Annotated in this window: 23 protein-coding genes; 14 read left to right on the top strand and 9 right to left on the bottom strand. The window is 36.5% G+C overall.

All coding sequences use genetic code 11. The annotated features are described in order from the left end of the window. Window positions 1–84: 84 nt before the first annotated feature. Window positions 85–681 carry a histidine phosphatase family protein gene (locus RSC39_RS06435; protein WP_332535957.1) on the top strand — a complete coding sequence of 199 codons (597 nt, stop codon included), beginning with the start codon at window positions 85–87 and terminating at the stop codon, window positions 679–681. Window positions 682–723: 42 nt separating this feature from the next. Here RSC39_RS06435 and RSC39_RS06430 read toward each other — a convergent pair whose 3' ends face one another. Next, on the bottom strand, window positions 724–1,827 hold the full coding sequence (locus tag RSC39_RS06430; RefSeq protein ID WP_332535955.1) for an SLC13 family permease: 1,104 nt from the start codon (window positions 1,825–1,827) through the stop codon (window positions 724–726). Between the two features lie 364 nt (window positions 1,828–2,191). Between RSC39_RS06430 and RSC39_RS06425 the strand changes: the two genes are divergently transcribed. The 8 genes from RSC39_RS06425 (at window position 2,192) to RSC39_RS06390 (ending at window position 13,047) form a co-directional block, all read left to right on the top strand. After that, window positions 2,192–4,060: a sialate O-acetylesterase gene (locus tag RSC39_RS06425; protein WP_332535953.1), complete on the top strand. Its 1,869-nt coding sequence runs from the start codon at window positions 2,192–2,194 to the stop codon at window positions 4,058–4,060. Between the two features lies 1 nt (window position 4,061). Next, entirely contained in the window at window positions 4,062–5,369 is a 1,308-nt protein-coding gene (locus RSC39_RS06420; protein ID WP_332535951.1) for an extracellular solute-binding protein, read from the top strand. A 133-nt stretch (window positions 5,370–5,502) separates the two neighbouring features. Next, window positions 5,503–6,462, top strand: a complete 960-nt coding sequence (locus tag RSC39_RS06415; RefSeq protein ID WP_046124878.1) for a sugar ABC transporter permease — start codon at window positions 5,503–5,505, stop codon at window positions 6,460–6,462. Then, window positions 6,462–7,316, top strand: a complete 855-nt coding sequence (locus RSC39_RS06410; RefSeq protein ID WP_332535949.1) for a carbohydrate ABC transporter permease — start codon at window positions 6,462–6,464, stop codon at window positions 7,314–7,316. The genes RSC39_RS06415 and RSC39_RS06410 overlap by 1 nt, the downstream gene beginning before the upstream one ends. 1 nt (window position 7,317) lies before the next feature. Further along, window positions 7,318–8,451, top strand: a complete 1,134-nt coding sequence (locus RSC39_RS06405; RefSeq protein WP_332535947.1) for a glycosyl hydrolase family 8 — start codon at window positions 7,318–7,320, stop codon at window positions 8,449–8,451. A 14-nt stretch (window positions 8,452–8,465) separates the two neighbouring features. Continuing rightward, entirely contained in the window at window positions 8,466–9,092 is a 627-nt protein-coding gene (locus tag RSC39_RS06400; RefSeq protein WP_332535945.1) for a polysaccharide deacetylase family protein, read from the top strand. Window positions 9,093–9,122: 30 nt separating this feature from the next. Beyond that, complete coding sequence (locus RSC39_RS06395; RefSeq protein ID WP_332535943.1) at window positions 9,123–11,117, top strand: alpha-glucuronidase; 1,995 nt, start codon at window positions 9,123–9,125, stop codon at window positions 11,115–11,117. A 202-nt stretch (window positions 11,118–11,319) separates the two neighbouring features. Then, entirely contained in the window at window positions 11,320–13,047 is a 1,728-nt protein-coding gene (locus RSC39_RS06390) for a metallophosphoesterase (RefSeq protein ID WP_332535941.1), read from the top strand. 67 nt (window positions 13,048–13,114) lie between these two features. On the opposite strand, the gene RSC39_RS06385 is transcribed toward RSC39_RS06390, so the two are convergent. Both RSC39_RS06385 and RSC39_RS06380 read right to left on the bottom strand, forming a co-directional pair. Continuing rightward, the gene (locus RSC39_RS06385; protein ID WP_332535939.1) at window positions 13,115–14,500 is read right to left on the bottom strand and encodes an aminopeptidase P family protein; all 1,386 of its coding nucleotides are present in this window, start codon (window positions 14,498–14,500) and stop codon (window positions 13,115–13,117) included. After that, window positions 14,493–15,254: a DeoR/GlpR family DNA-binding transcription regulator gene (locus tag RSC39_RS06380; RefSeq protein ID WP_332535937.1), complete on the bottom strand. Its 762-nt coding sequence runs from the start codon at window positions 15,252–15,254 to the stop codon at window positions 14,493–14,495. The genes RSC39_RS06385 and RSC39_RS06380 overlap by 8 nt, the downstream gene beginning before the upstream one ends. Window positions 15,255–15,441: 187 nt before the next feature. Here RSC39_RS06380 and RSC39_RS06375 point away from each other — a divergent pair, with 187 nt between their 5' ends. Both RSC39_RS06375 and RSC39_RS06370 read left to right on the top strand, forming a co-directional pair. Continuing rightward, a complete protein-coding gene (locus RSC39_RS06375) occupies window positions 15,442–16,173 on the top strand; it encodes an alpha/beta hydrolase (RefSeq protein ID WP_332535935.1) in 732 nt (243 codons plus the stop codon). Between the two features lie 77 nt (window positions 16,174–16,250). Then, window positions 16,251–16,796 carry a GNAT family N-acetyltransferase gene (locus RSC39_RS06370; RefSeq protein WP_332535933.1) on the top strand — a complete coding sequence of 182 codons (546 nt, stop codon included), beginning with the start codon at window positions 16,251–16,253 and terminating at the stop codon, window positions 16,794–16,796. Window positions 16,797–17,295: 499 nt separating this feature from the next. Here RSC39_RS06370 and recA read toward each other — a convergent pair whose 3' ends face one another. From recA to RSC39_RS06345, 5 genes are read right to left on the bottom strand one after another with little or no spacing between them, the layout of a single operon-like run. After that, window positions 17,296–18,336, bottom strand: coding sequence for a recombinase RecA (gene recA, locus RSC39_RS06365; protein WP_332535931.1), 1,041 nt, complete (start codon window positions 18,334–18,336; stop codon window positions 17,296–17,298). After that, complete coding sequence (locus tag RSC39_RS06360; RefSeq protein WP_332535929.1) at window positions 18,329–18,757, bottom strand: hypothetical protein; 429 nt, start codon at window positions 18,755–18,757, stop codon at window positions 18,329–18,331. Before RSC39_RS06360 ends, recA begins: the two co-directional genes overlap by 8 nt. Then, the gene (locus tag RSC39_RS06355; RefSeq protein ID WP_332535927.1) at window positions 18,754–20,202 is read right to left on the bottom strand and encodes a Y-family DNA polymerase; all 1,449 of its coding nucleotides are present in this window, start codon (window positions 20,200–20,202) and stop codon (window positions 18,754–18,756) included. Before RSC39_RS06355 ends, RSC39_RS06360 begins: the two co-directional genes overlap by 4 nt. Before the next feature lie 10 nt (window positions 20,203–20,212). Next, window positions 20,213–20,536: a hypothetical protein gene (locus RSC39_RS06350; RefSeq protein ID WP_332535925.1), complete on the bottom strand. Its 324-nt coding sequence runs from the start codon at window positions 20,534–20,536 to the stop codon at window positions 20,213–20,215. A 10-nt stretch (window positions 20,537–20,546) separates the two neighbouring features. Continuing rightward, a complete protein-coding gene (locus RSC39_RS06345; protein ID WP_332535923.1) occupies window positions 20,547–21,323 on the bottom strand; it encodes an XRE family transcriptional regulator in 777 nt (258 codons plus the stop codon). A 180-nt stretch (window positions 21,324–21,503) separates the two neighbouring features. On the opposite strand from RSC39_RS06345, the gene RSC39_RS06340 reads away from it, so the two are divergent. Both RSC39_RS06340 and RSC39_RS06335 read left to right on the top strand, forming a co-directional pair. After that, window positions 21,504–24,320 carry a DNA methyltransferase gene (locus RSC39_RS06340; RefSeq protein ID WP_332535921.1) on the top strand — a complete coding sequence of 939 codons (2,817 nt, stop codon included), beginning with the start codon at window positions 21,504–21,506 and terminating at the stop codon, window positions 24,318–24,320. Next, on the top strand, window positions 24,317–24,898 hold the full coding sequence (locus RSC39_RS06335) for a hypothetical protein (protein WP_332535919.1): 582 nt from the start codon (window positions 24,317–24,319) through the stop codon (window positions 24,896–24,898). The genes RSC39_RS06340 and RSC39_RS06335 overlap by 4 nt, the downstream gene beginning before the upstream one ends. Window positions 24,899–24,965: 67 nt before the next feature. Here RSC39_RS06335 and RSC39_RS06330 read toward each other — a convergent pair whose 3' ends face one another. Next, window positions 24,966–26,231: a hypothetical protein gene (locus RSC39_RS06330; RefSeq protein WP_332535917.1), complete on the bottom strand. Its 1,266-nt coding sequence runs from the start codon at window positions 26,229–26,231 to the stop codon at window positions 24,966–24,968. Between the two features lie 164 nt (window positions 26,232–26,395). Between RSC39_RS06330 and RSC39_RS06325 the strand changes: the two genes are divergently transcribed. Next, a complete protein-coding gene (locus RSC39_RS06325; RefSeq protein WP_205272365.1) occupies window positions 26,396–26,827 on the top strand; it encodes a hypothetical protein in 432 nt (143 codons plus the stop codon). Window positions 26,828–26,856: the final 29 nt, after the last annotated feature.

Below are 26,856 nucleotides of genomic sequence, written 5' to 3'. Positions count from 1 at the left end.
TAACCTTTACTTATATCTACTTAATTATAATGTATTTTTAAAAAGCTATTTATTTTACTAAAATAATTTTTGAGGTAATAAAAAATGCTAGAAATTTATTTAATACGACATGGACAAACAAAGTGGAATCTTGAAAAGAAGATGCAAGGATCGCTCAATTCTGATTTGACAGTTGAAGGAGTTGAGCAAGCAGTGTCATTAGGAAAAGAGTTAAGTCATCACTATTTTGATCATATTTACTCAAGTACGAGTCCGAGAGCTCTGGAAACTTCTCAACTAATATTTGGAAATGAAAAGAAAGCTTCATCAGATTTGCTAGGTGAAATCGCTATGGGCGCATGGGAAGGAAAAACCTATCAAGAAATTGAAAAGATTGCTCCTCTAGAATGGAATAATTTCTTTAACCATCCCTTTAATTACTTTCCATCTAAAGATGGTGAATCATTTGCCCAACTAGAAGCTAGACTGAAAGTTTTTATCAAAGAAGAAGGACTCAGGGAGCGTTCAGGCAAAATCGCAATTGTTTCTCATCGAATAACGATTAGAATGCTGATTTCTCTCTTATTAAGCAACAAAGAACTTTATGGTGAGATGGATCTTAGCTCGACATCATTGAGCATTTTAGAAGTAGAAAATAAAAAAGCAAAAATAAAGTTGTTAAACTCTACGGCACACTATTAATAAAAAAAATCAAATCAGAAAATGGTTTGATTTTTTTATAATTTATTTAAGAAATAAAAGTCCAATCACAATGAAAATCGATAGGTAGAGAACATTTAGAAGAGTAAATACGCCGAAAAATTTTAATGCAGATTGGTCTTTAACATTCAATTGATATTGTCTTAAGGCTAGCAAGTTAGCCAAAGAAGCCACGAGTGTTCCTAAACCACCGATTGTCACTCCCAAGTATAAAGGAGAAAGCTGTCCAGTAAATTTTGACAATAAGACAGCAGCAGGAACATTGCTGATAACCTGACTAGACAAGAGTGAGGCAAAGAAAATAGAAATGTCAGTGCTCATCAACTGACGAAGCCAATCATGAATCAAAGGAATACGCCCAAGTGCACCAACGATAATAAAGAAGTTAATAAAAGTTAAGATGATTCCGTAATCAATTTCCTTATAAACTTTTTTATCAATAAGACAAGCACAGAACAAGCTTGCGATTAAAGAAATCCAAACAGGAATTAAAGCTAAAACCCCAAAAAGTACAATTAGGGTCGTGAATCCTAACAAGTAAAGCTCTTGTTTTTTGATGGAAAAAGCCTTGTTTTCTAGCTGACTGACAGCTTTCTTTGAAAATAATAAGGCACATAAAAATAAAGTCAATAAGCTGACCAATCCTAAAGGTAAGGACAGTTTGAAAAAGTCTAAAAGTTTTAAGTGGTAATAAGAAACCAAATACAAATTTTGAGGATTTCCAATAGGTGTAATAGCACTGCCTAAGTTGGCATAAATTGTCATCAAACTAATCAAGCCAATTTTAGGTAACTTCACCTTTCGGTCAATATTAAAAACAATCGGAACTAAAGTTAAAATTGCCACATCATTCGTAAAAAACATTGAACCAAAGAAAGACAAGAGCAGCACCACTAAAGCTACTTGTCTCAAGTTTTGACATTTATCAATAATAAAGGCCGCAAAATATTTTAAAATACCAAGAATTTTAAAAATAGAAATGAGAATAATCAAGCTCAAAAGAGCCAAAATGGTTTTTAAATCAATATCAGAAGCTCTGACCGTCCCAAAAATTAAAGAAATAAGTGCTAGAACAAAAGTAAATAAAAAAGTTTTATCAGAAAGAATACGTTTTAAGGCAGTGGTCATAGGAAGCCTCACAAAGGAGTTGTTTTAATTTATTTTAGCATAAAACTAACACTTGATATCCTTTTTGAAACTGTAAAATATAGTTGCTTTTAATAAACTATTATATAACTCAGCTATTTACTATAGGAAATCAGCAATAAAATATTTGATTAAAAAAGAGCAAAAATTAATTTGCTCTCTTTTTGTTTATTTTTACATTATTGTTTGTATTAATCAATAAAAATTCCAAAATAATTAAACTCCAAACACAACATTTCCCACTCCCAATCGCAAGAAAAATCAGAAAATAAATAATGAAAGCGCTATATTATCTATTAGATAAAAACACATGTCTAAGTTTTGTATTAAATGAAAGAGATAAACCATGAAATCATCTATCTTTATTCCATATCTTCTCAGGAACGGTTCAATCTTACAAAGAAATCAAGAGAACCATTTCTGGGGTCATGCGATTTCAGGTCAAGAAGTCACATTATTTTATGAAGAAATACTATTAAAAACTAGATCTGATGAGAAAGGTTATTTTGATTTTATTCTTCCAGCACACGAAGCAAGTGAGGGTATTGAAATTAAAATTTCAACAGACGGTGCAGAAATTGTTCTTAAAGATATTTGTTTTGGCGATGTTTTCCTGCTTGGGGGTCAATCCAATATGCAACTATGGATGGAACGTCTTAAAACGCGCTATCCTGAGGAAATAGAGCAAGCCAACAATCCTTTGATTCGTTATTTTGAGGTGCCAGAAGAGCCAACTTTTGATAAAATTCAAACGGAATTATCATCGGGAAAATGGAAAAGAGCAATTGGCGAAGATTTGAAGAATTTGTCAGGGATAGGATATTTTTTTGCTAAAGAAAAGTTTTCAAAAGATAATGTACCAATTGGCTTGGTTACAACAGCAGTCGGTGGGACTCCACTTAATGCTTGGTTGAGTGAAGAGTCTTTAACCAAACTTAATTCTCTTCCACTATCTTACAATGCTTTGAAAAACAGGGAATATCTAAAAGAAATTCAAAAGCTTGATAAGCTCTATCAAGATAATTATCAGAAGCTTTGCGAAGAAACGGATAAAGGATTCTATCAATCTTGGCAAAAGCCAAGCTTAGATGATAGTGACTGGGCTGAAATTTCTTTGAGTGAAACTTGGAAAGCAGACTACATTTTTCCAGGTGTGCTATGGTTGAGAAAAAACCTTGAACTTCCAGAAGAATTTGTTGGAATGGAGGGTGAAGTACGACTTGGAACAATGACTGATGCTGATGTTATCTATGTCAATGGCAAGAAGGTTGGTAGTACGGATTACAAGTATCCACCTAGGAATTACAAAATATCTAAACTAACAAAAAATCTTACGATTGCAATTCGCCTTAAAGTTTATAATGCTCCTGGTGGAATCACTTCTAGCAAACCTCATATTCTCTTAGTTGGAGAGAAGTATCTAGATTTAAATCATGGCTGGAAAATTAGGCGAAGCAGTACATTGCCCGAACGTCATAAGGCATACTTTATTAATTATGAACCAACTGGTTTATATAATGGCATGATTGCACCTTTGCAAAAGTTAAAGTTTGTAGCGATTCTCTGGTATCAAGGTGAAAGTGATGCTGGTCAGCCAAAGACTTATGGGACTCGTTTTCGTGAATTAATCGAAAGTTGGCGAATACTCTTTAAGCAACCAAATTTACCTTTTCTCTATGTTCAATTGCCAAACTGTGAGACTGAAAAAGAGGCAGATTGGGCGGGACTTCGTGAGGAACAAAAAGAAGGGCTCAAGATATCACGAACAGCGATGGTCGTGACAATCGGAGATGGAGAAGATGATGACCTACATCCACTAAATAAAAAAGATATCGCTCATAAGCTATTAGACGCTTATGAAAATGTTGAATTATTCCCAAATGGTTATTGTACAGGGCCGCTTGCCAAGGGCGCTGTACAAACTCAGAAGAATGCTATTATCCTTTTATTTGACACTTTTGGAAAAGAATTTAGTATTGAGAAGAATAAGGCTTTTGAACTTTTTCAAGGAGGATATAGTTATAAATTGAAAAACTGTCGTCAGGTTGGGGAACAAATCATTTTAGAAGTCCCTGAAAACCTATCGATTAATGCTGATGCAAAAATCAGGTATAACTGGAGCAATGCTCCGCAAGCTTTTATTTGGAATGAGGAGGGATATCCAGCCTCCCCCTTTGAATTAAAAATTGAACAAAATAATAATAGGAGAAAATAAAATGAATCTCGCAAAAAATTGGAAAAGCTTCGCTTTGGTTGCCGCAGGCGCTCTTGCCGTTGTATCATTAGCGGCATGTGGAAAATCTGCAAGTGGAACTAAATCAAGTGATGCAAGTGCTAATTTGAACAAAAAGCAAACAATCACACTTTGGACATTCACGACTGAACAACCACAGATTGATGAGTTGAAGAAACTTAAACCAAATCTAACAATCAAGCAAGTTGTCATTCCTTATGCCGACTTTCAAACTAAACTTGACCAAGTTATCGGAACAAGTAAAGGACCAGACATGGTTGCACTTGATGCAGGTTTCGTTGAAAAATATGTAGAGTCTGGCAAATTAACTGACCTCGCATCTTACGGTGTATCATCAGCTGCCAAAGACAACTATAAATATACACTAGACATGGGGAAAAATGCTAAGGGTCAACAAGTAGCTATTTCTTATCAAGCAGCTCCAGGAGCTTATTATTACAACACCAATGTTTTCCAAAAATATCTAGGAATTGCACCAAGCGATACAAAAGCAGCTCAAGCGGCACTTTCAAGTTGGTCACAAATCGAAAAAACTGCTCAAACAATCAAGGATAAATCAGGTGGAAAAGCTTATCTCTTTAGCTCACTTGAAGAAATTTACAATCCAGTTATTGGAGCGCGTAAAACGGGTTGGGTCAAAGACAATAAATTGAAAATCGACAGTACAATGACGGATTCACTGGACCTGATGAAAGATTTCGTTTCTAAAGGTTTGACTCAAAATACAACTGCTCAATCTGCCGATTGGTTCGCAGGAATGTCAAATAACACAGTTGGAACTTACGCTTTGCCATCTTGGGGACTTTTCTATTGGTTGAAAGATTACTCTAAAGGGACTGCAGGAGATTGGCGCGTGACTGCTGGACCAGTTTCTTACTCTTGGGGTGGAACTTGGTTAGCTGGTGTTAAGGGAGCAAAAAATTCTGATGCAGCCTCTGCCCTTTCAGTTTATTTGAGTACAGATAAAACATTCCAAACATGGGAAGCAAAAACGCAAAATGACTTTGTTTCTGTCAAAACTGTAAATGATACAGTGGGTAAAGACGCTTCTGTTTCATTGCTTGGTGGACAAAATCCCTATCCAATCTTCTCTAACGTTGCTAAAAATATTAACGGTAAAAATCAAACGCAATATGACCAAAACATCCAATCCCTCTGGATTAATGATGTTGTTAACCCTTATGCCAATGGTAAGATTACAAAGGATAAGGCTTTAAAAAACTTCAAAAACGATGTGAAGTCAGCTTATCCAGCTTTGAGCGTTGACTAATTATAAAACATAAGGGAAATAAATAAAGATATTCGCTTTAAGTTGAAGCTATTACCATTTTTTAATGGAATTAAGTTTCTGATGAGTGAATAACATTATTCAATTTCCCTTTTATTTTTTAGAGGAGGGTGATATGGAAAACACCAAAAAAAAGTCATCCAAGAAAAAACTTTTTGAAAGGTACAACCGTTTTGGTTATTACTTTTTAATTCCCTTTTTCGTTGGATTTATCGTCTTTCAACTTTATCCAATTATTTACTCGATTGCGATTAGCTTTACGAGTATGAATGGTTTTCAAACTTTTTCCGAGGCCACAAATGTAGGTTTAGGAAACTTTTCTACACTTTTAAAGAATACTCCTTTGTTTATCACGAGTATTCAAAACACTTTACTGTTGTGGGGAATGAATTTTGTACCACAAATTCTCATGGCTTTGATTCTTGCTGCTTGGTGGACCAATCGGAAGCTCAATTTAAAAGGTAATAGCTTTTGGAAAACAGTTTTTTATCTACCAAATATGATTATGGCAGCTTCTATTGCGGCGCTCTTTTTGGGGATTTTTGGTTATCCAAATGGTCCAGCCAATCTTTTGCTCACAAATCTGCATATTATCAGTCATCCATTCAATTTCTTCCAGTCTATTTGGGGGACAAGAAGTATTATCATCTTCTTACAATTTTGGATGTGGTATGGTTCAACGGCGATCGTACTTGTCGCTGGGATTTCCTCGATTGATGATGCTTTGTTTGAAGCGGCACGGATTGATGGAGCTTCTGACGGACAGATTTTTAGAAAGATTACCTTACCTTTATTGCGTCCGATTGTCATGTACACATTTGTAACCAGCTTTGTTGGTGGCTTACAGGTGTTTGATATTCCTTATCTTTTGTCTTCTGGTTCAGGAGGTCCACAAAATTCAACTTATACGCTTGCTATGTTTATCTACAATCAAGCCTTTCAATACCGAAATTATGGAATTGCGGCAGCAGCATCAGTGATTCTATTGATTATCGCGGCGATTGTTTCTATTGCTCTTTTCCGTTTCTTCCGTGAACGGACGAGTAATAAGGATTTGGTAGGAGGTAAAGATTGATGAATAAAAGCTATACAGGCTCTCTAAGAGCCAGACGTACTTTGATTTATATCTGTTTTGGTATTTTGACACTTTTGAGTCTCTTGCCTTTTGCAATCATGCTGGCAGATTCAACACGCTCGGTAGTTCAGCTTAATACTGGAGTTTCTCTCTTACCGGGGAGTTCGTTAGGACATAATATCAAAGTTTTGTTAAGTTATGATTTTAACTTAGGACATGGAATGTTTAACTCGGCGTTTATCGCTGTGGTTTCAACGGTCTTGTCGGTTTATTGTTCGGCACTGGCGGCTTATGCTTTAGTCGCTTATGATTTTAAAGCAAAACGCTTGGTTTATGCTTTTGTAATTGCTTTAATTATGATTCCTGGTCAAGTTTCAATGGTCGGTTTCTATCAATTTATGATTCAGCTTAATCTTTTGGATAATTATATTCCCTTGATTTTACCGGGAATGTGTGCGCCTGCTTCGATATTTTTCTTAGTAGAGTATATGGGAACAGTCTACAATAAGGATTATGCAGATTCGGCTCGACTTGATGGGGCGAGTGAGCTTAAGATTTTTCATTCTGTAATGTTGCCAATGATGAAACCGGGTCTAGCAACAATGGCAATTTTTGGTTTTGTCTTTAGTTGGAATAACTTTTTAATGCCTTTGATGCTGATTTCTGACAAAACTCTCTATACCTTACCAATGATGGTACAAACAATGACAGCTTTAGGGGCTGGAGGTCATACGGTTGAATGGGGAGCAGTGTACTCTGGTCTTTCGATTACGATTGCACCCATTATTATTGTTTATCTGATTCTCTCTCGTTTTATTGTCGGTGGAGGAACAGCAGGAGGCGTCAAAGGTTAAGATGAAAAACTTATTATTAAAAGTCGCTTCAAAAGAAGCCATTGACAAGAAAGTAGAGAAAGTCTTTGAAATTCTCTTTGGACAAGATTCTCCTGAACGTCTCTATTTTGAAGAAGAAGACAAGGCTTATATTGTCGATACAGGCAATGATGATGTCAGAACCGAAGGAATGTCTTATGGGATGATGATTGCTTTACAGTTAGATAAACCTGAAATGTTTTCTAGGTTATGGAAGTGGGTGAAAAGCTATATGACGCTTCCCACAGGACATGAAAATGAAGGCTATTTTATCTGGTCTTGTGGACTAGATGGTCATCCCAATAGTGACGGTCCAGCACCAGATGGTGAAGAATATTTTGCAGCAGCACTATTGCTGGCTGAAAAGAGATGGAAAATCAAAGAATACGGGGATGAAGCAAGAGCTTTACTCCATGCCATGGTTCATAAAGGGGAAAATCAGGATGGGTTTCCCATGTTTGAACCAGAAAACACCTATATTAAGTTTGTTGCTAATCGCCGGATGACTGATCCATCATATCATTTACCACATTTTTATCAGCTTTATGCCAAATATGGAAATCCAGAAGATTCAACTTTTTTTCTGAAGGCTGAGAAAGAAGCACGAAAGTATTGGCTCAAATCAGCAAATGCTAAAACTGGACTTACGCCAGAATATGCGGATTATGATGGAAAACCCTATGATATTGATGGTCACTGGACTTTCTTTAGCGATGCTTATCGGACGGTTGCTAATATTGGTTTAGATTGGCTTTGGGAGCACGAAGAGTTTGGACAAAGTCAGATTGCCGTAAATATTCAAAAATTCTTTGAGCCTTATCTTGAAAATGATGAAGAAATTCCTGTTTTTAAAATTGATGGTCAGCCTTTAAGGAAAGAAGAACAGACCGCGGAAGGCTTTCCACCGCTAAAAGTTCATCATCCGATTGGTCTTTTGTCAACTTTAGCTCAAGCCTCACTTGTCACCAATGAGTTTGATTCCACTTTAGCTTTGAAATATCTCAACTATTTTTGGAATTTGAATCTTAGAAGAGGCAAGTATCGTTATTATGATAATCTCCTCTACTTTTTTGCTCTTCTTGCTTTGTCAGGAAATTATCAAAAAGATTGGTCATAAAAATGGAGAAAATAATGACAAAAGAAATTGCCTTAACTTTTGATGACGGACCTTGGGGAACAAGAACAGTTCGGGTGGTTGATGAACTGACTAATCGAAAAATTCCAGCAACTTTCAGGATATGGGGTGAGCATATGGCAGAATATCCTGAAATTCTAAAAGTAGCGGCAGAAAATGAACTTTTCGCTTTCGGGAATCATACTTATCATCATCATCATTTGACCGGCTTATCAGATAAAGAAATCTTGTCAGAACTTAACAAAACAGATGACCTTTTTTATGAACTGACAGAGGAGAAACTTGACTTTGTTCGTCCGCCTTTTGGGGATTGTGAGGCTCATACCTTAGCCATCATTCAACGTCCGCTTATCTGTTGGTCTTTGGATACGATGAGTTGGGACCATGGAAATTCAGCAAAATGTATTGAAGCTATCCATAAAGCTAAAGATGGGGATATTGTCTTGATGCATGATTTTCAAGAAGCAGATGTTTTGGCTTTACCAGAAATTTTAGATTATCTTGAGGAAGAAAATTTTACTTTTAAGACCATTCCCGAATTATTGGGTGCTCAACTTAATGATGAAGCTTATATTTATTATTCACGTGATAAGCGAGCGAAAACAGGTTTTGGTGGAAGTTGAACTTATTGGTCAAATGGAAAGGGTTAAAAAATGGCGATAGATGAAATGTGGTTGCAGTCTTCAATACTGAAAAAACGACTGACCAATGAGATTTTCTATGTGAATCTGGAGTATGAGGATAAAATTACGATTCGCTTGCGCTCAGAAATCTGTGAATGGTTAGGTTGTCAGCTGACAGGAGAAAAGTCAGAAGCAACAGTGGTCTTGTCAGTAAATAGTAAGCTAGATGATAACTTGGAAGTTTATGAGGTCAAAGAAAATGAGATTATTGGCGCTTCGTCAGTTGGTTTGCTTTATGGATTTTATGCTTATTTGCGCTTAAAGCTGTCAGGAGCCAACTTATCTGAAAAATCAGCACCTGCTCAATCTTTGCGAATGATTAATCATTGGGATCAAGTGGATGGAACTATTGAGCGTGGCTATGCTGGTGAGTCTATTTTCTTTGGTCGCTTTGGTTCAAATGACAATACAGACACAGGTTCTTTTGCTGTCAAAGACATTGGAACAGACATCTTTCGCAATGATTTCACGCGCTTGAAAATGTATGCTCGCTTTCTTGCTTCAATTGGAATTAATGCGATTTCGCTTAATAATGTAAATGTTCGAGGGCTAGGAACAAGTTTGATTGTCTCACCTTACATCGAGAAAGTAGGGGAAATTGCTAAACTTTTTGCTACTTTTGGTCTAAAGACTTTCTTAGCCATTAATTGGGCAGCACCAAAATTGATTGGTGAGCTAAAAACGTCAGACCCCTTGGATGAAAAGGTGTGTGCATGGTGGCAACAAACCATTGACCATATCTATGAAGTTATTCCTGATTTTGGTGGTTTTGTCGTTAAGGCAGATTCTGAGGGCGAACCTGGTCCTTATCAATATGGTCGAAATCATGCTAACGGGGCCAATATGCTAGCGAAAGCTTTTGAAAAATATAATGGACTTGTCATTTGGCGAACTTTTGTATATAATTCTCAGACTGATTGGCGGAATCGTAAAAATGACCGAGCTAAGGCATCTTATGAAAACTTCATGCCTCTTGATGGTGATTTTTCTGACAATGTGATTTTACAGATTAAGTTTGGTCCCATTGATTTTGGAGTGCGAGAACCCTTGATGCCCTTGTTTGGGGCACTTAAAAAGACTAATCAAATAATGGAATTTCAAATCACAGCCGAATATCTTGGGCATCAAATTGACCTGAACTATGCTCTTCCTCAATGGTTGGAAATGATTCATTTTGATAACTATGGTCAGCCAAAAGACACGATAAGTGCTAATTCTCCAGTCGCGACTCATTCAGGTTTTGTTGCCATTGGCAATGTGGGAATGGACGAAAATTGGTGCGGCAATAAACTAGCCCAAGCCAATTTCTATGGTTTTGGCTGCATGTGTTGGAACAATGATTTGTCTGCCGCTGAGATTTTGCAAGAATGGCTTGCATTGACTTTTCCAGAGGTAAAAGCAGAGGTCCAAAAAGAGATTTATGAACTCCTGATTGATTCTAATCAAACTTATGAACTCTACAACGCCCCGCTTGCTGTGGGCTCAATGATGGTTCCTCATTATCACTACGGGCCTTCCATCAATGGGTATGAGTATGATCGTTGGGGAGCCTATCATTTTTCCGACCGCAACGGTCTTGGTATTGACCGAACGACTGCGACTGGAACGGGCTTTGCTAGTCTTTACGCGCCAGAAGTAGCCAAGGTTTTTGAAGATAAAAGCAAAACTCCGGATGAAATTCTACTCTTTTTCCATTATGTTGAATATGGTCATCTTTTGCATAATGGAAAAACATTGATTCAAACTATTTATGATCAACATTTTGAAGGTTTTGAACGCGTTAAATCTTATATCAAAAGCTGGAAATCTTTGAAGGGGCAAGTTGATGAAGCAACTTATGATAATGTTGCCGATCGTTTAGAGCGTCAACTGGAAAATGCCAGAAATTGGCGAGACCAAGTTAATACTTATTTTTATCGAATGTCTGGTATCCCAGATGATAAAGGTCGGGAGATTTATCGGTGATTTTAGAAAGATAGCTAATATGATGATATTAGCTATTTTTGCTTAAGTGATTTATTTTAGAAGTATTATTAAAATGTTTATCTGATATAATAGATTTAGAATAAAACAGGATATAATCGTTAATTTAAGTCTATCAAAGCTCTGATGATATCAAAGAGTTAAATTTATTAAGGTTATAAAAAATATAGAGGGACTTGATGACTTGAAGGCTAAAAATGAAATTTTTAAAGACATGCTAAATGAGCAAAAAGAAAATTTGGAAACTGCGATTGAAATTAAACAAAATAATTTTGAAATCAGTCAAAATTTATTAGAAAGCCGTTTTGAACTTTATCCAGAAAACCGACGTCGTTCTGTCAATAAAGTTATTTATCATAATCAGTATTTTCAATTGGTTTATAATTTAAACTCCCAATCACTGACGATTGAGAGCAAAGGCGATTTAATTTACTCTGCAATTCCTTATGATACAGGTAGAAATTATATACAAAAAGCACTGATTCAATCAATTTTGCATCCAACAAAGACAAGAAAATATATTGAAAGTCATGAAAATAATCTAAAAAAATATCTGGCTTTATCCATTTTTCAAGTAAGCGGAAGAAAAGTTACGCTTGATTCCAATGAAGTTGAGCGGGCTTATCAACAAATTTTTGAGGACGCTTTATTTGAAATGCAAGTGTTAGGAAGATTAATGCAACATGATGAAACGGGACCTCTTTCGGCTAATTTGGCAGGTAAGTTTTTATATAGTGAGAATATAAAAACCGGAATTTCTCCTTATTTAGCAGAGTATTTGAAATTTGTAGTAGAAGTGACTCAGACATTACCGATTTCGACCGATGGAAAAAATGTCCAATTGCTTGATTCTGCTTATGAACAAACTAGCGAAAAAGATTATCTTGACCAACCCAAGTCTTTAGCACTGACAAGTCAATCAGATTTGAATGTTGGCTTAGAAAATCTTCCAGCAACTCTTAAAGTAGAAATTGAAAATCTTAAAGTTTCTGAGCCAATTAGTCAAGTGATGACCAAACCATTACTGAAATCAAATGTGGGTAATCAATTGAAAGCTCTAAGAAAAAATTATGTTGCACACAGTCAAGCTCCGAAAGAACTCGAGCAATATTTTGAAAATGTTCATTCCACTCATAATGACAATAAAATTAATGTCATTTCAGATATTGATAGTCAGAACGGAAAACTCCCGTTTTCTAATCTTAACTTCAATATTTTGGTAGGAAATGTTTCCAATTCTGTAGTTTCAGATACAGAAATGCAAGGCATTTATGTTATTGGAAATCATGAGCTTTCAGACCTTCTTTCAGACAATATAATTTTTAAGAAGAGTAAATGGGATGCTTTTAGAGAAAAAGAGTGGTTTAAAGAACTAGTTGTTGACCCAGATCAGGCATGGGCAAAATTACCAGTGGGGAACAATTCTTTTTATGAGCTCATAAAAGATGAGTTAGCTCAAAATTATCCCAAAATGAAGATATTAAATAATGAATCTGTGATTTATGAGGGAATACGTTATATTGGATTAACCATACCAGTGGCCCTTTCAAAGAGAAAGAAAGAACTACAAAATTTTATCGCTATTGAAATCGAAAGACTACTTGCTCAAGATAGAGACATTCCAACAGTAATTATTTCTCATGCGCCATTATTTAATGAATTAAGTATGCTTTCACCAAAAAGTAAATCCTATAATAAATCTTATAAATGTGCTCATAGAGGAATATTGAATTTATTTGATAAATTTAATATTATTGGAGCAATTCATGGTCATCATCATATCCCTGCATCATCAGGACAATCAAAGATGGTCAGCTTTTCAAATAAAAAGCTCTTTGTGGTTTGTTCTATTTATTCAAAAATTAATACAGGTTTTGAACTTTCAAATTTATTGTCTGATTTAATTCCTTGATAAATTAACTTTAATAATGAAAAAAGAGCTCTAGCAACTAGGTCTCTTTTTTGATAAGGATATGACTTCAATTTACTTTTAAAGCTTTATTTTTTTCTAGTAGAAAGGGTCGTAAGTATCCGACTGTATTTGATAAAGGAAGAACATCAGGACCTAAGTCTATTTTTAATTCATTGATAATGTAGTTTCTTCTGGTTGTAATTCGTTCCCAAAGTTCAGGATATTTTGCTTTCAATTCATTTTGAAGAGACTGATCAGCTATGGCTACACATTCTTCAGCGCTTACACCAGTATGGCCAGCAACAGATGGGATAATGTCAATCTGAAAGATCATGCCACTAGCTATCTGTCTTTGAGAATTTTTAGATAAAGGTGAGGACATCCATTCTTCATCGGCCACAAAGTGACCAGGATTTAAGTGCCAATGATAAGAGGCTTTTGGTAGGGTTTTATCAATGATTTCATAGAGTTCTCCGCCTAACATTCCTAGCGAAATATTTTCTAACCATGCCACAATAGCTTTATAATAGGGAATGACTACACGCTCAAGATAGTCTTTTTGATTTTCAGGCAATTCTCTTTCTTCATTGATTAAAAATCCAGTCCGACTAGATAATCCTCCTTTGAAACCTGTCGTCATAGAGATTGCTTCTCCAAATTTTATTTTTTTATAGGTTGGATAAAAGTTGGCATTTTCAAATCTTTCTCCTGCAGCTGCAATTGTAATCACAGAATGAGCTTGGCCTTCATTAGAGAGGAGTGCTCCAATTTCTGTTTCTCGCATTCCTATTTTTAGCTGATTCATGGCATTTAGAATGCACCGAGAGGCTAGATTTGCTCCATATTCATAATGTGCGAGTTCATTTGCATTGTTTATTGTTCGAATTCCTTTTGGACCGATGAGAAGGTGGGCAGCGTTAGTGACAATTGTATCTGTTGAGAATGAATTCTTTAGCGCATCTACAATAAAATAGGGAAGATCAAATAATTCTGAAGGTTCTTCATTTTGCGTTGTAAACATCTTCCAACCAATCAAGCCGATTTTTTTGTTTTTATAAAGTTCTAACTCCTTAAAAATTTGAGTTAAACTTTTTTCGTTATCCATGGGCTGATTTGGCAAAGAAAATTGAGGGTAATGAATTAGATTAGCTTCAATTCTTGAGTGTTTAGACATTTTTAAATTCTCATTACCCAAAACAAGCGTGGCCTTACCATTTTTATCAATAATGAGCAATCCTTCTTCAAAGTGCGGAATAAAGCCAGTAAAGTATTCAAAATTACTGCCATGTTCTTTGTCTGCATAGATGATTAGTGCATCATATTGTTCTTTAACCATTATTGATAAAAGATTTTCTTTTCGTTCCTCTAATGTTTTGTCCGTTAGTGTAACTGGTGGAACATTATTAAAGAGCTTTGGTTCGTTTATTCTTTCGTAAACAATTTCTTTATTCATTTATAGTCACTACTTTCACATTATTATCATTTAAATTTTTCATCAATTCACCTTCAATTTTTTCATCAGTAATGAGGTAGTTTATTTCTTTTAAATCACAAATTTTAAAGAATCCTTCTTTATTAAGTTTTGTATGATCTGCTAGTGCTATGACTTGCTTACCTTGTTGAATCATTTTTCTTTTGACAATGCCTTCCTCTTGCGTATGAATAAATAAGCCATTATTAGAAAGAGCAAAAACGCCTAAGATTGTAAAATCCACTTGGTATTGAGAGAGCTTTTCAACAGTCTCCGCGCCATATAAGAATAGTTGATTCTTGTTTAATTTACCTGGAAGAAGTTGTACGGTTGCCTTCTCATACTTTGAAAGTAATATTGCATTGGTAAGGGAGTTTGTGATGGTTGAGATAGAGAGGTCATCAAGTTGTTTAATAGCAGCTTCGACGGTTGTTGATGAATCAAAAATAAGAGTGCTATGCTCTTTAATGAGATTTTTTATTTTACTTGCTATTTTTTTCTTTAAATTACTGGAAATATTTGAGCGTTCTTCATAATTTAAAATTGCAGCCTCTTTACCGATTGGAATTGCTCCACCATGAACTCGATGCAATTTTTTTCTGGATTCTAATTTCATTAAATCTCTTCTAATTGTATCTTTTGAAACTTCAAGTTTTTGAGCTAAAAAATCAATTGTGGCACTGCCTTGTTCATCAACGATTTGGCTAATTTGTGATAGTCTTTCTTCTAATAACATTCGCTCTCCTTTCTTACTTATCATCATATCATAGACTATTTGATTGTGCAACATAATGCATTCATTTAATTCTAAATAAATACGAATTGCAAAATAATGCAAATGTAGTATTAAGCACTCTGATTGTTAAGGCATTGGATAGGCATGATATAATACATTTAATTGGAAAAACAGGAGAGAGTTAAAAATGAAAAAAAAGAAGTTAAAAATTATTTTATCTTATATAGGCGCTATCTTTCTAGTAATAATAGGGCTTTCATTTTTTTATATCAAAACGAACAGTTATCAGCCTAGCTCTAAGGCCTTATCATTTTCTCAAAAATCTGAAACTCAGGGGAGTACTCTAGTCTTCAAAGGGAATCCCGAAAAAACAAGTGTAATCTTTTATCAAGGCGCTTTGGTGGATAATAGAAGTTATAGTATTTGGGCAAGTAAACTAGCTTCCAATGGATATACTGTTTATCTATTGAAGGAGCCTTTTAATTTAGCTATATTGAATCCCAATCAAGCTTCTTCAGTCATTAAAGCTAACAAATTAAAAAATTATGTGGTTGGTGGTCACTCTTTAGGTGGAGTGATTGCCAGTCGGTTTGCTAAAAAAAGCGAAACTGATTCATCATTAAAAGGAATTTTCTTTTTGGCAAGTTATCCTGATAAAAAAGGAAATTTAAATAATTTTAAGGGGGAGGTATTATCAATAGTGGGAACACAAGATAATATTTTAAACTGGTCATCTTACAAAAAAGCAAAACAATATCTTCCAAAAGAAACAAGTTATGTCACAATAGAAGGTGGAAATCATGGTGGCTTTGGTAGTTATGGTTCACAAAAAGGGGATAAAAAAGCTAAGATTTCCAATAATCAGCAACAAGAAGAAATTTCTCAAACTTTAATTGATTGGCTTGATAAAGTAAATTAGTTTTTTAGGACTTCATTATGACCTCTAAAAATATTTTGATATAATCAATATATTACCTTTAAAGTAGAGGAGAAGTGATGAAGTTAGAAATAAAAAATGTATCTAAAGCTTTACCGGAATATCGTCGAATTATAAATTTAATGAAAAATGCTTTTCCTAAAGAAGAACAATATCCCATCTGGTTATTGAAACTTTGGAATTTAAAGAAAGATGTAAAGTTCTGGGCTTATTATCAAAATGAAGAATTTTGTGGCATATCCTATCTTGTTCATCATGAAGAGATGATTTTTGTTTTGTATTTAGCTGTTGATGACCAAGTTCATTCTAAGGGTTATGGTTCAGCGATTTTAAAAACTTTGAAGGAAAAATTTAATGGTAAAAATATTACATTAAATATTGAACGCTTGGATACAAGTGCGGTAAATTATGAGCAGAGAGTGAAACGTTTAAATTTTTATAAAAGAAACGGTTTCTATGACACGGAATACACAATTACTGACCGAGGAGAAACTTTCTTGACTTTGTCAACATCAGATTCTTTTTCGGTTGATGCTTTTAAATCTGTGTTGAAAAAACTGACTTTTGGTGTTGATTTATCACAAATTGAAAAATATGAATCATGAACATAAATTGGTAATAACAAAAATATGGGAAAAATGCTAAAATGGATAAGGTAATATTTGTCCATTTTTTTCTGTGCTTTTCTATAATGGTGTGGGAGACAAGGCAAATATCAGATTTAGAAGTTTATTTTCTTCGGATGATAAAAAGAATTCAGAGGATTAATCATTTATTATCTGGGAATGAAAATTATAAATATAGAAGCTGTAACCTCTTGTTACAGTTGGTTTAAGGAGTAGTAGAGATGGTTATACAATGGTTGAATGTCATTTTCTGAAACCTCTTTAAGAAATTTTTATGAAATTTGATGAAAATAAATTAGTTTGATTAGCCCAAAGTCCTTGATATACAAGGGCTTTTTCGATTTCTCTGAAAAGCAATTTTGTTTATTTTCGGTTTCTCAGACCGACAAAAATATCAGTGAGTTGAGCAATAATAAGCAATAAAAATCAAAATTTGCCCCTAATTCTGCCCCTATTTTTGACAAAAAAAGCAATGCGGCTAAGCACTACTTTTTACGATTTTCAGTTTTTCCCGAGAATTTTTTTCAATGGCATAGAGCAGTTGAACATTTTGAGTCAGGTAATCTTTAACATCAAAAATCCCATTGCCAATTTTCCGTCCGTCATAGCTATACCACTTGCCCGATTGTTTAACAATATCTAGTTTGACTGCATTTTTGACTATATCAATCGCCTGAGAAAAACCTTCGCCCCAAATATTTGCGACATAGGCTTTTTTGAAAGGGGAAGCAACTTTATTTTTAACCGTGGTCAAAGTGGTTTTCTTACCAATCACGTTGTCATTCAGCTTGATTTTCTCAGAAGTCTTGACTTCAACCCGAATAGATGAGTAAAATTTCAGCGCCTTTCCGCCAGGTGTCGTTTCTCCATTACCTAGAAATCCAGACATGCTAGCGCGGATTTGATTGATAAAAATAACCACGGTCTTGGTGCGATTAACCAGCGAGACAATCCGTTTCAAACGCTCGGACATCATCTTGGCAAGCTCGCCCTGCAAATTAACTCCGTCAATCTCAGCTTGTGGCGTTAAAGCTGCCACAGAGTCCACGACAATTAAATCTAAAGCCCCTGTCTTGACCAGTTCTTCAAGCGCGTCAAAAGCTTTTTCACCAGAATCTGGTTGAGAGAAAATCAAAGCGTCCAGATTTACCCCGATATTCTGCGCGTAGTCTGGGTCAAGCGAATTTTCGACATCAATATAAGCCGCAATGCCGCCCAGCTTTTGAGCCTGAGCCACCGCATGCAAAGCCACAGTTGTTTTACCGCTCGATTCCGCGCCAAAAACTTCAATCAAGCGTCCTCTGGGATAACCACCAATTCCCATGGCAATATCCAGCGACAAAATCCCAGACGGTAGAGCTTGAACACGCATTTCTTCCTTGGCTGCCTCGTTCATAATCAAGTCATCGCCATATTTATCAGAAATCCGCTGCAACATCTCTTCCAAAACCTTCTGACGTTCAAGCGGGTCAGTAATGCGTTTAACCACCTTGCGCTCAGTTAATTGTTCATTATCCATAATCTGCGTCCTTCTTTCCGTCAAATTCTTCTAAATCATTCAGCGAAAGGATATTTAGTATATTGTCCAATTCCAGCTCCTGATAATGCTCGTCAGGGGTTTTTATAATCGGCTGATTATCCTCGCTCCATGAATAAACATATCCCTCAACTTGCTTTTGATTAAATCCGTCTCGAATGGTAAGTTCGATAGACTCGCCAGAGCTTTGAGAAAATAGCAATCGAAAGCTAATCTCGTCAGGTTCTAAAAGTGCGTCTGGCTCATCTAAATCGGCGGTTCTACGATATTCTCGATGTGCTGCCGCAAGCTCAGCCGTGGCAAAGGGATTCCATTTCATTTTTCTACGGTCTTGGTAATTACGGATAGATTCAAATTTACTATAAGAACGGTCAACCCGCCTCGTCCCCTCAATAATACTCATTCCAAGCCTTCCAATCCGCCAGCAGAATGTCCGCCAATCAATTTACTTCTAGCAATCGCACGAGAGCCAGCTTTGAGCACAGTAGCCTTTTGAATAGACGTGAAACCCTGTTTTTGCCGAATCGCGTCAATCGCGTCTTGAATTTTCTCTTCCTGCCTTTGCCACTCAATTTCCTTGTCATCGTCGGCATTTTCAAACAAAGAAATCAGATGAAATGGGGCGTCAATCAAACCATTGGCAGAAATTCCAATATTACGCACGCTACCGCCCTCATAGCGTTCTCTAAATAGTCGAATGACAGTATTTTGCAGCTCAACCGTTGAGTTAGTCGGGTCAATCTTTCGTGAAGCGCTAATGGTTGGACGTGGTTCTTTCATGGAAAAGCCCACAAAGAAACTAATGTTGACACATTCTTTCTTAGCTTTACGCAGCCTGACCGCAACCTGCTCACACATTTCTTTCAGGACAATTTCAACCTCCTCCTGTCTGGTATAATCCCGCGGTAAAATCTGTGAATTTCCAAAACTGGTCGAAGCTTTGCTGTAATGGTCATAAATGCTAGTTTCATCAATGCCATTGGCATGAAAAAACTGCTGCAAACCAATGGTTTTCATCTCTCGCTTGATGAAGTCAGGGTCAGCATTTGCCAGCTCTCGGATCGAATGAATCCCGATTTTAGCAAAATTCCGCTTAATGCGCTCGCCAATTCCCCAGAAGTCAGTCATCTCTTCAATCGACCAAACTTTTTCTTCCACGTCTTCATAACGAATGAGTGCGCGCATGTTGTCATTATGTTTGGCATAGTTATCCATGGCGAGTTTCGCAAGCAGAGGATTGTCGCCCATGCCAATCGTGATATAAAGCCCCGTCTGATGATAAACCGTCCGCTGAATCATCTGCGCCATCTTATCCATTTTCTGGTAGTAATCCGACTCATCAGGAAAGAAAAAGTCCAGTGATTCTGTCACGTCAAGAAAAGATTCATCAATCGAATACGGGTGTATCTCAGCCATTGAAGTAAAAGTGGCAAGGATTTTCAGAACTTTGATGTTTGATTTGATATATAAGCCCATGCGAGGGGGCACAATGTAAGTTTTGCGTGCCCAATCCTCGATAATTTGAACATACTCAGGACTTGGCGGCTCTACTTGACCATAAAAATCACGATGGGTCTCGTCCCAACGTCGATAATTAAATTTCCCAGTTTCTGGATAAAATGGTAATTCATAGCTACGCCCAACATTAGACCGTCCGAAAACTTTTTTGAAAGTCGGACTGGCTGCCAAAATTAAGCCGTTTGAGTTATCTGCTCGGCTCATCACACAAAGCGAAGTCGTCAGCGGGTCAAGTCCAAGCTGATTACACTCGATTGAAGCATAGTTGGATTTGACATCTTCAAAAAGAATGGCTCGACGTGGCTCTAAAGAATAATCAAAATAGCCCATAATATCCACCTCAATCTATAAAATCAAACGAAGAAACCAAGATGATGACTAAAGGATAACTAACCCCTTTTAGTGTACCACCAGAACGAACCTCCCCAGAAACAGAGATTTCTTTGTTCTTCATTTTTCCCTTGAATTGCTCGGAAAATTTTTCTCCTTGTTCGCGAGGAAAAAGCACCCAAATCTTGTCTTCGTCAATATCATTATACTCGGTTTGGGCTACTCTCTTCATGGAAAATCTCGTTAATATACGTTTTTCTCCATGTGTATTTTTTATATCTTGAATAATTTCATCAACTTTCCCAATCAGATTGACTTGATTTCTACTATTCATTTTTCACACCTCAGTCTACAATCAGGCTCGGGTCAATTTCCTCGAAGCTATCAATTACGGCTCCCAAAATACGAGAATCTTCGCCTAGGTAAAAATCTTTGTATTGTGGGTCGGGATTGAGTGAATGGCAACGAAAGCCATCTTCATCATGAAAAACCTGCTTGCAGTACAGCGTTTCTTCGCCATAGCCACCTTCTGAAATAACATAAATATCGCCATTCACATCAAAGCCATTATCTACAAAAGTCACAATCGAACCATTGGGAATATCTGGCTCCATGGACTCGCCTTTGATTCTAGCCGCACTATCATAGCGCCTAACAGGTGTGTCAGTATAGACGGTATAACTTTCATGATTGTCCGTTACACCTGTACCAAAACCAGCAGAAAGCCGTTCGTCCTGAACTTCGACTTCATAGAGGTCACTTCTGAGATAAGTCTTGATGTCATAAACTGGTGCTTTCTCATGAACTTCTGCGAATTTGGCGTTTTTCTCAACCATCAATTTAGTTAAATCCACAACCGTTTCTTTTTGTGCCTGATGAAGCTGCTTGTAATTATTGATGAGTTCAATAATATCTTGCGGCTGAGTTTCTTCCTCTAGGACATCATAAAGCGAAATATCATAGATTTGGGCAACTTTTTCTAGTAAATCAAGCGTTGCATTGGTCGTTTTACTTTCCCATGTGGCGTATGTTCCTTGAGAAATACCAAGCTTTTTAGCGACCTGAACTTGAGAAAGATGATTGTCTTGCCGCAATCTTTTTAGCTTATTCCCGATATTCATAGCGCTCCTTTCAAATATTGGATTTTTCTATATTATAGTCCTAATTTCATTTGAAATCAAGAGATATTATCTAAAAACCAGATATTGGTATTATTTGTATCATACAGTTCATTAGAAAAAAGCAGACAGAAAAGCGCTATATCTGCTATAATAGAAGTATCAACTTCTGAGAGGTTCCAAGTGGACGAACAAATTAAAAATAAGGCTTTGGCATTTATTGCTGAGCATAAAGATGACAAGGACGAAACACAACAGTCTCAGCAATTTTTGCGGGATTTTATCGGTATATTCAACGAGCAGCAAGCTAAAGTCGGCTATGAATTCAAAGTCAATGTCAACGGGTCAGCCAGACGGATTGACTATCTTTGGGCTGGTTTATTTCTGATTGAGATGAAAGGGGCAAAGGTTAAGTCATTCGATGAGATTGAACCTAACCATTATACCAGCCCCGTCAGTCAGGCACAACGCTATTATCAATATTTGAATAATAAAGACAAACCCAAATATATCATGGTCTGCAATTTCGAGCGTATGCGGCTTTATGATTTATCCAAAGATGATGAATACACAGAATTTGCAACGGTTGACTTGATGAGACACCTTGATGATTTTAGCTTTTTGATTGGCAAAAAATCACACTTGACGACTGACAATATTGACCCAGTCAATGAAAAAGCCGCCATTCTTTTGGAGAAAATCCACACGCAGTTACTTGAGGCAAATTATCCGCGGAATTATGCAGATTTGCTCATGACTAGGCTAGTTTTCTGCTTATTTTCAGATGATACCCAGATTTTCAAAAACGGCTTATTTTATGACTATATCGCCAACCATACGCTTGAAGACGGCTCTGATTTGGTGGACAAACTGGCGACACTTTTTCAAGTGCTTGATACCAAGGAAAACGAACGATTTCAAACAGGAATTCTCGCAGAGTTTCCTTATATCAACGGCGGACTTTTTCGCTTGCAGCAACTCTCAGGGCTCGCACTGACTCAAGAAATTCGAGATAATTTGCTTGAAATTTCAGAGCTTGACTGGCGCAAAATTTCTCCTGTCATCTTTGGCTCTATGTTTGAAGGTGCTATGGACAAAACCAAACGTCACGCGCTTGGGGCACACTACACCTCCGAGAAAAACATCATGAAAGTTATTGATAGCCTTTTTCTTGATGACTTGCGCGCAGAGTTCGACAAAATCAAAGCCCTCAAACGAAATAAACAGGCTGAACTTGATAAATTCCACGAAAAACTCGCAAGTCTCAAATTTCTTGACCCTGCTTGTGGCTCTGGGAACTTTCTAATCGTAGCTTATCGCGAACTTCGTCGGTTAGAGCATGATGTGATTTTTGAAGAAACACAAGGCACCATGTCGCTTTTTGAAATCTCAGATATGATAAAAGTTGAAGTTTCGCAGTTCTATGGGATTGAAATTGTCCCTTATGCGGTATCTGTGGCTAGGCTTGGTTTATGGCTCATGGATCATATCATGAACCTCGAAGCTAGCAGCCTCTTTGGCGCTTACTATGCCCGCCTCCCTCTACACAATGGCGGGAATGTCGTCAATGCTGATGCTTTGAAAGTTGATTGGTTGACAGTTTTTAACGACAGTCAAAAAATTGTTTATGAGAATCTTTCTGAAAAAGATGATGACCGTTGGGCGGAACTTTCAAAAGCGTCTGATGATATTCATTTTGTTAGAACTAATCATTTTGATTTTATACTCGGTAATCCTCCTTTTATTGGTTTTCAAACCATGTCTGCCGACCAAAAGGAAGTTCTGTCAAATTTGACGAAGCTCTATACAAAATCAAAACGTATTGACTTTGTATCTGGTTGGTATTTCAAAGCTGGCGAGATGATAAAAGATAACCCAAAACTACAAGTCGCACTGGTATCGACCAACTCTGTGGTGCAAGGTGTCCAAGCGAATGATATTTGGAAACCTTTATTTGAGCAATTTTCTATCAAAATCAACTTTGCACACCAAACCTTTATGTGGGACAATAACGGAGCCTCTGTATTTGTGGTCATTATTGGCTTTGCAAAATTTGACAGACCTGTCAAAAATCTGTTTGTCTATGATGACATCAAAGGCGATTCCGTCAAATTTGACGGAAAAAATATCAATCAATATTTATTGCCAGCACCTAGTATTTTTGTGGAGAAACAAACTAAGCCACTTTCTGACGTTCCTGCCATGACGATTGGCTCATCTCCAAAAGATGGACGTTTTCTCGTTTTGACACCAGATGAAAAGGACGAAGCCTTACAAAAATATCCAGAACTGGAAGATTTTATCAAACTATTTGTGGGCTCAAGAGAAGCTCTGCATAACGAAGACCGTTATATTTTGTATTTAACAAAAGCACCAATCACCATTCTGAAAAACCCTCTTGTCACAGAACGCTTAAAGCAAGTAAAAGATTTCAGAGGACAGTTCGACTCTAAAGACATGTTGGTTCTGAAAGATAATCCTGTCAAATGGCAAAAAGATATGTATCGGGAGTCTGATGTTTTGCTTGTCCCATTACGTTCTTCTGGGCGTAGAGAATATGCGCCCGTTCTATTTTTTGATAAAGACACTATTATTTCTGACTCCGCATTTCAAGTGATTGACGCCACTTTAGAATTGTTTGCATTGATACACTCCAAACTTCACATGGATTGGCTTGCTACTGTCGGCGGGAGACTGAAAGGCGATTACAGTTACACTAATCAACTGGTTTATAACACTTTTGTACTCCCTGATTTGACAGATGCAGATATTACTAAGCTCAGACAAAGTGCTCAAAATATCCTAGATGTCAGACAAGAGTTTATTGCCACAGGCGATTCGTTAGCTGATATGTATGACCCAATGTATATGCCAGAGAAGTTGCGCAAAGCTCACAAGGAAAATGACAAACTAGTTGATTCACTTTATGGTCTTAAAAATCCAAAACGAGTCGAACGCGTAGCTAAGCTGATTGAACTCTATCAGGAGAAAACAAAATGACTCTTGATAATTGGATAGGGATTGTTTCAATTATTGTAAGTACCATTATAGTCTTTCTAATTTATGGACTTCAATCTAATATATCGTATGAACAAACTAAAAATCATCAGGCAGAAATACAGGAAATCATCAAACGGAACAATAAAGAAAGCCGTAACCAGAAAATAGAGTTTTACAATTTACGACGTTTCAATAGTACATATCGGTCTCTCAATAAAAATACGCCTAATTTTATACTTGGTTACACTCTAAACGGAGGAGAACTTCAAGGTGCTGGAATTGATGATGTCCACGTTATCTGTGGAGTTGATGAAGCTGACTTAGGTTTTCCGCGAAAAATAAAAATATTTTGTGTCGGGGTTATTCCATATAAAAACATTAAGTTTATTGATGAAAATGGAGATGACACGACATATAGAATGATATTCTACGTCAAGAGTCCTTTGTTTAGATACCCTTATAAATATTTTTCATATATTTTTGCAGATGACCTTCAAAAAGTAGAGCATTATCCAGAAAATAAGCAGCAGCTAAAGGAGTTGAAAAAAATATTCAAGTTTCGGTGGTTTGATAATTAGCATGAGCTGGCTGTTTGAAAAAGTAATGGGTCAAAAGATTTGAGTATGAGAAAATAAAAGTCACGGATCACTGAGTTCCGTGACTTTTGCTATCTTCATCTTGAGATAACTGTTTTTCAAGCTCCTCAATCATCTTATCTTGCTCAGCTTGTTGCTCCAAAAAAGATTCGAGCTCTTGATTTTCTTGATAGTCAATTTCTTCTTGCAGTTCAATCTCATCTTCCATTTTTTGAAGTTGTTCCTTTTGAAATTCATCTTCTAATCTGATTATGTCCTCCATCAAAAGATTTTCTGGATAAGCTTTTTTGTACTGCTCTTCGAAATCGCCAAATAAATCAATTTCTATTTCTTCTAATTTATCAATATATTCATTACTAGCCGAAAGCAGCAGATCAGAAACTTTAACATCGTCTTTTTCCCCAGCCGTCAACCAATGACCAGCTGACTCAGGGGAACGGCTCAGAGATGCCGACTCAATAAAGTCTGATTGAACAATGTCATCTTTTACAATGGAATACACCCGCAATCCCAGAGAAGTTGACTCTGGGACAATTTTTTCTAGGAGAGGAATAAAATATTTTGAAGTAAATTTTTCAAGATATTTTTTAATAAACTTAAAAGTCCAGTCTTGGTAGTTTTTGATTTTTACTGGAGAAGAAATAAATTCCTGAAAGTCGTCAATAAAATAATATTCGATAGATTTAAATAAACGATAGATGGCTATTTTTTCAGAATCACTCAGAAGATAATCAAGCTCAAATTTTGAGTAGCCTATTAGGTATTCAAGGGGTACAGATGTATCAGTGGTTTCACTGTATGCCAGAAATTTTGAGTATGGGATAAAATCTTTCAAGCATTCTTGTATTGTTGAAAAATGCTCTGTATCTTTTAAGTCTGCAATTAAAGCGCAAAAAAGTCCGAAATAAAAGTCATCGTTTGAGTTATGATTGCCCCACATTATTTCACTTGTGGAGGTAAATTTTAATGTCTCCTTGATTTGCTCTAAATACCCTTTATTCCCTTTTTTTGCAGTAGGGAACAAGTATGGATTGGGAGAATTTCGGCCTTTAGGGGCTTTAATGTTTGCGTTTAGGATTCTTGAAATCATCTGTGGAGTGAATTGAGTTTTTTCAAAGACAGCTTTTTTAGTTATTTCTGGCTCATCTTCGCCTTGCCCCGTTGGGTCAACGTAACGCTCTTGAATAACTTCTTGTCCTATTTTCCACCCAGCTATCTCTTCATTTGTTAAATTAAGAGATTTCTTTCTTTGACTCATACGGCTAGCAGCCATTTCAAAGATAAAAGAGATTGTATTTGAGAAGTCTGTTTTCATTTTGTTGTTCCTTTAGTGTATTTTGCATAAATATTATACCGCAAAATATATTAAAACACACTATAACCGTCATGCTATACTAAATAGTGTCAAAAGGTAAGACGTTACCGAGACAAAATAATAAAAGAAAACAGGTAGCACGTGATACCTGTGAGGAACATCAAATGGATAAAATTTCTCTTAACTCAACAAAACTTGGCGAACTCCGCTTTCCAGCAGACCAATTCGCAGTCCCACAAGTGGGGCAAGTGGTTTCGGCTCGCGTGACAGCTAAACGTGATGAAAACAACGAGCCTATCAGTGGTTCAGTCGCTAAAATTGCTCTCGAAGTCATTAACTTTAAAACTTACCAAACCATCGCTCGCGAGGGTGGAGATATTTCAGACCTTGCTCGGATTATTGTCGATGTAGTCGCACCTGAAAACATGTTAAAACAACATACTCCAGAAACATTGATGGGGAAATTGATTGACTTACGTTCAGCTAAAGTGGCGCTACGTTGGGTTAGTCGCGGACAATCTGGCAGCTGGGGCGGTTTGAAACTTGTTCTCGAAAGCCTCCAAGTGGTACAAACTCAAAATCAAGGGGCTAAATAACCCCTTCGCATAAAATCAGGAAAGGACAA

Source organism: Lactococcus sp. (genome assembly GCF_036648155.1).
GTDB classification, from domain to species: domain Bacteria; phylum Bacillota; class Bacilli; order Lactobacillales; family Streptococcaceae; genus Lactococcus; species Lactococcus cremoris.
The sequence above is the reverse complement of the archived record's forward strand: the minus strand, read 5'-3'. Positions and strand labels throughout refer to the sequence as shown.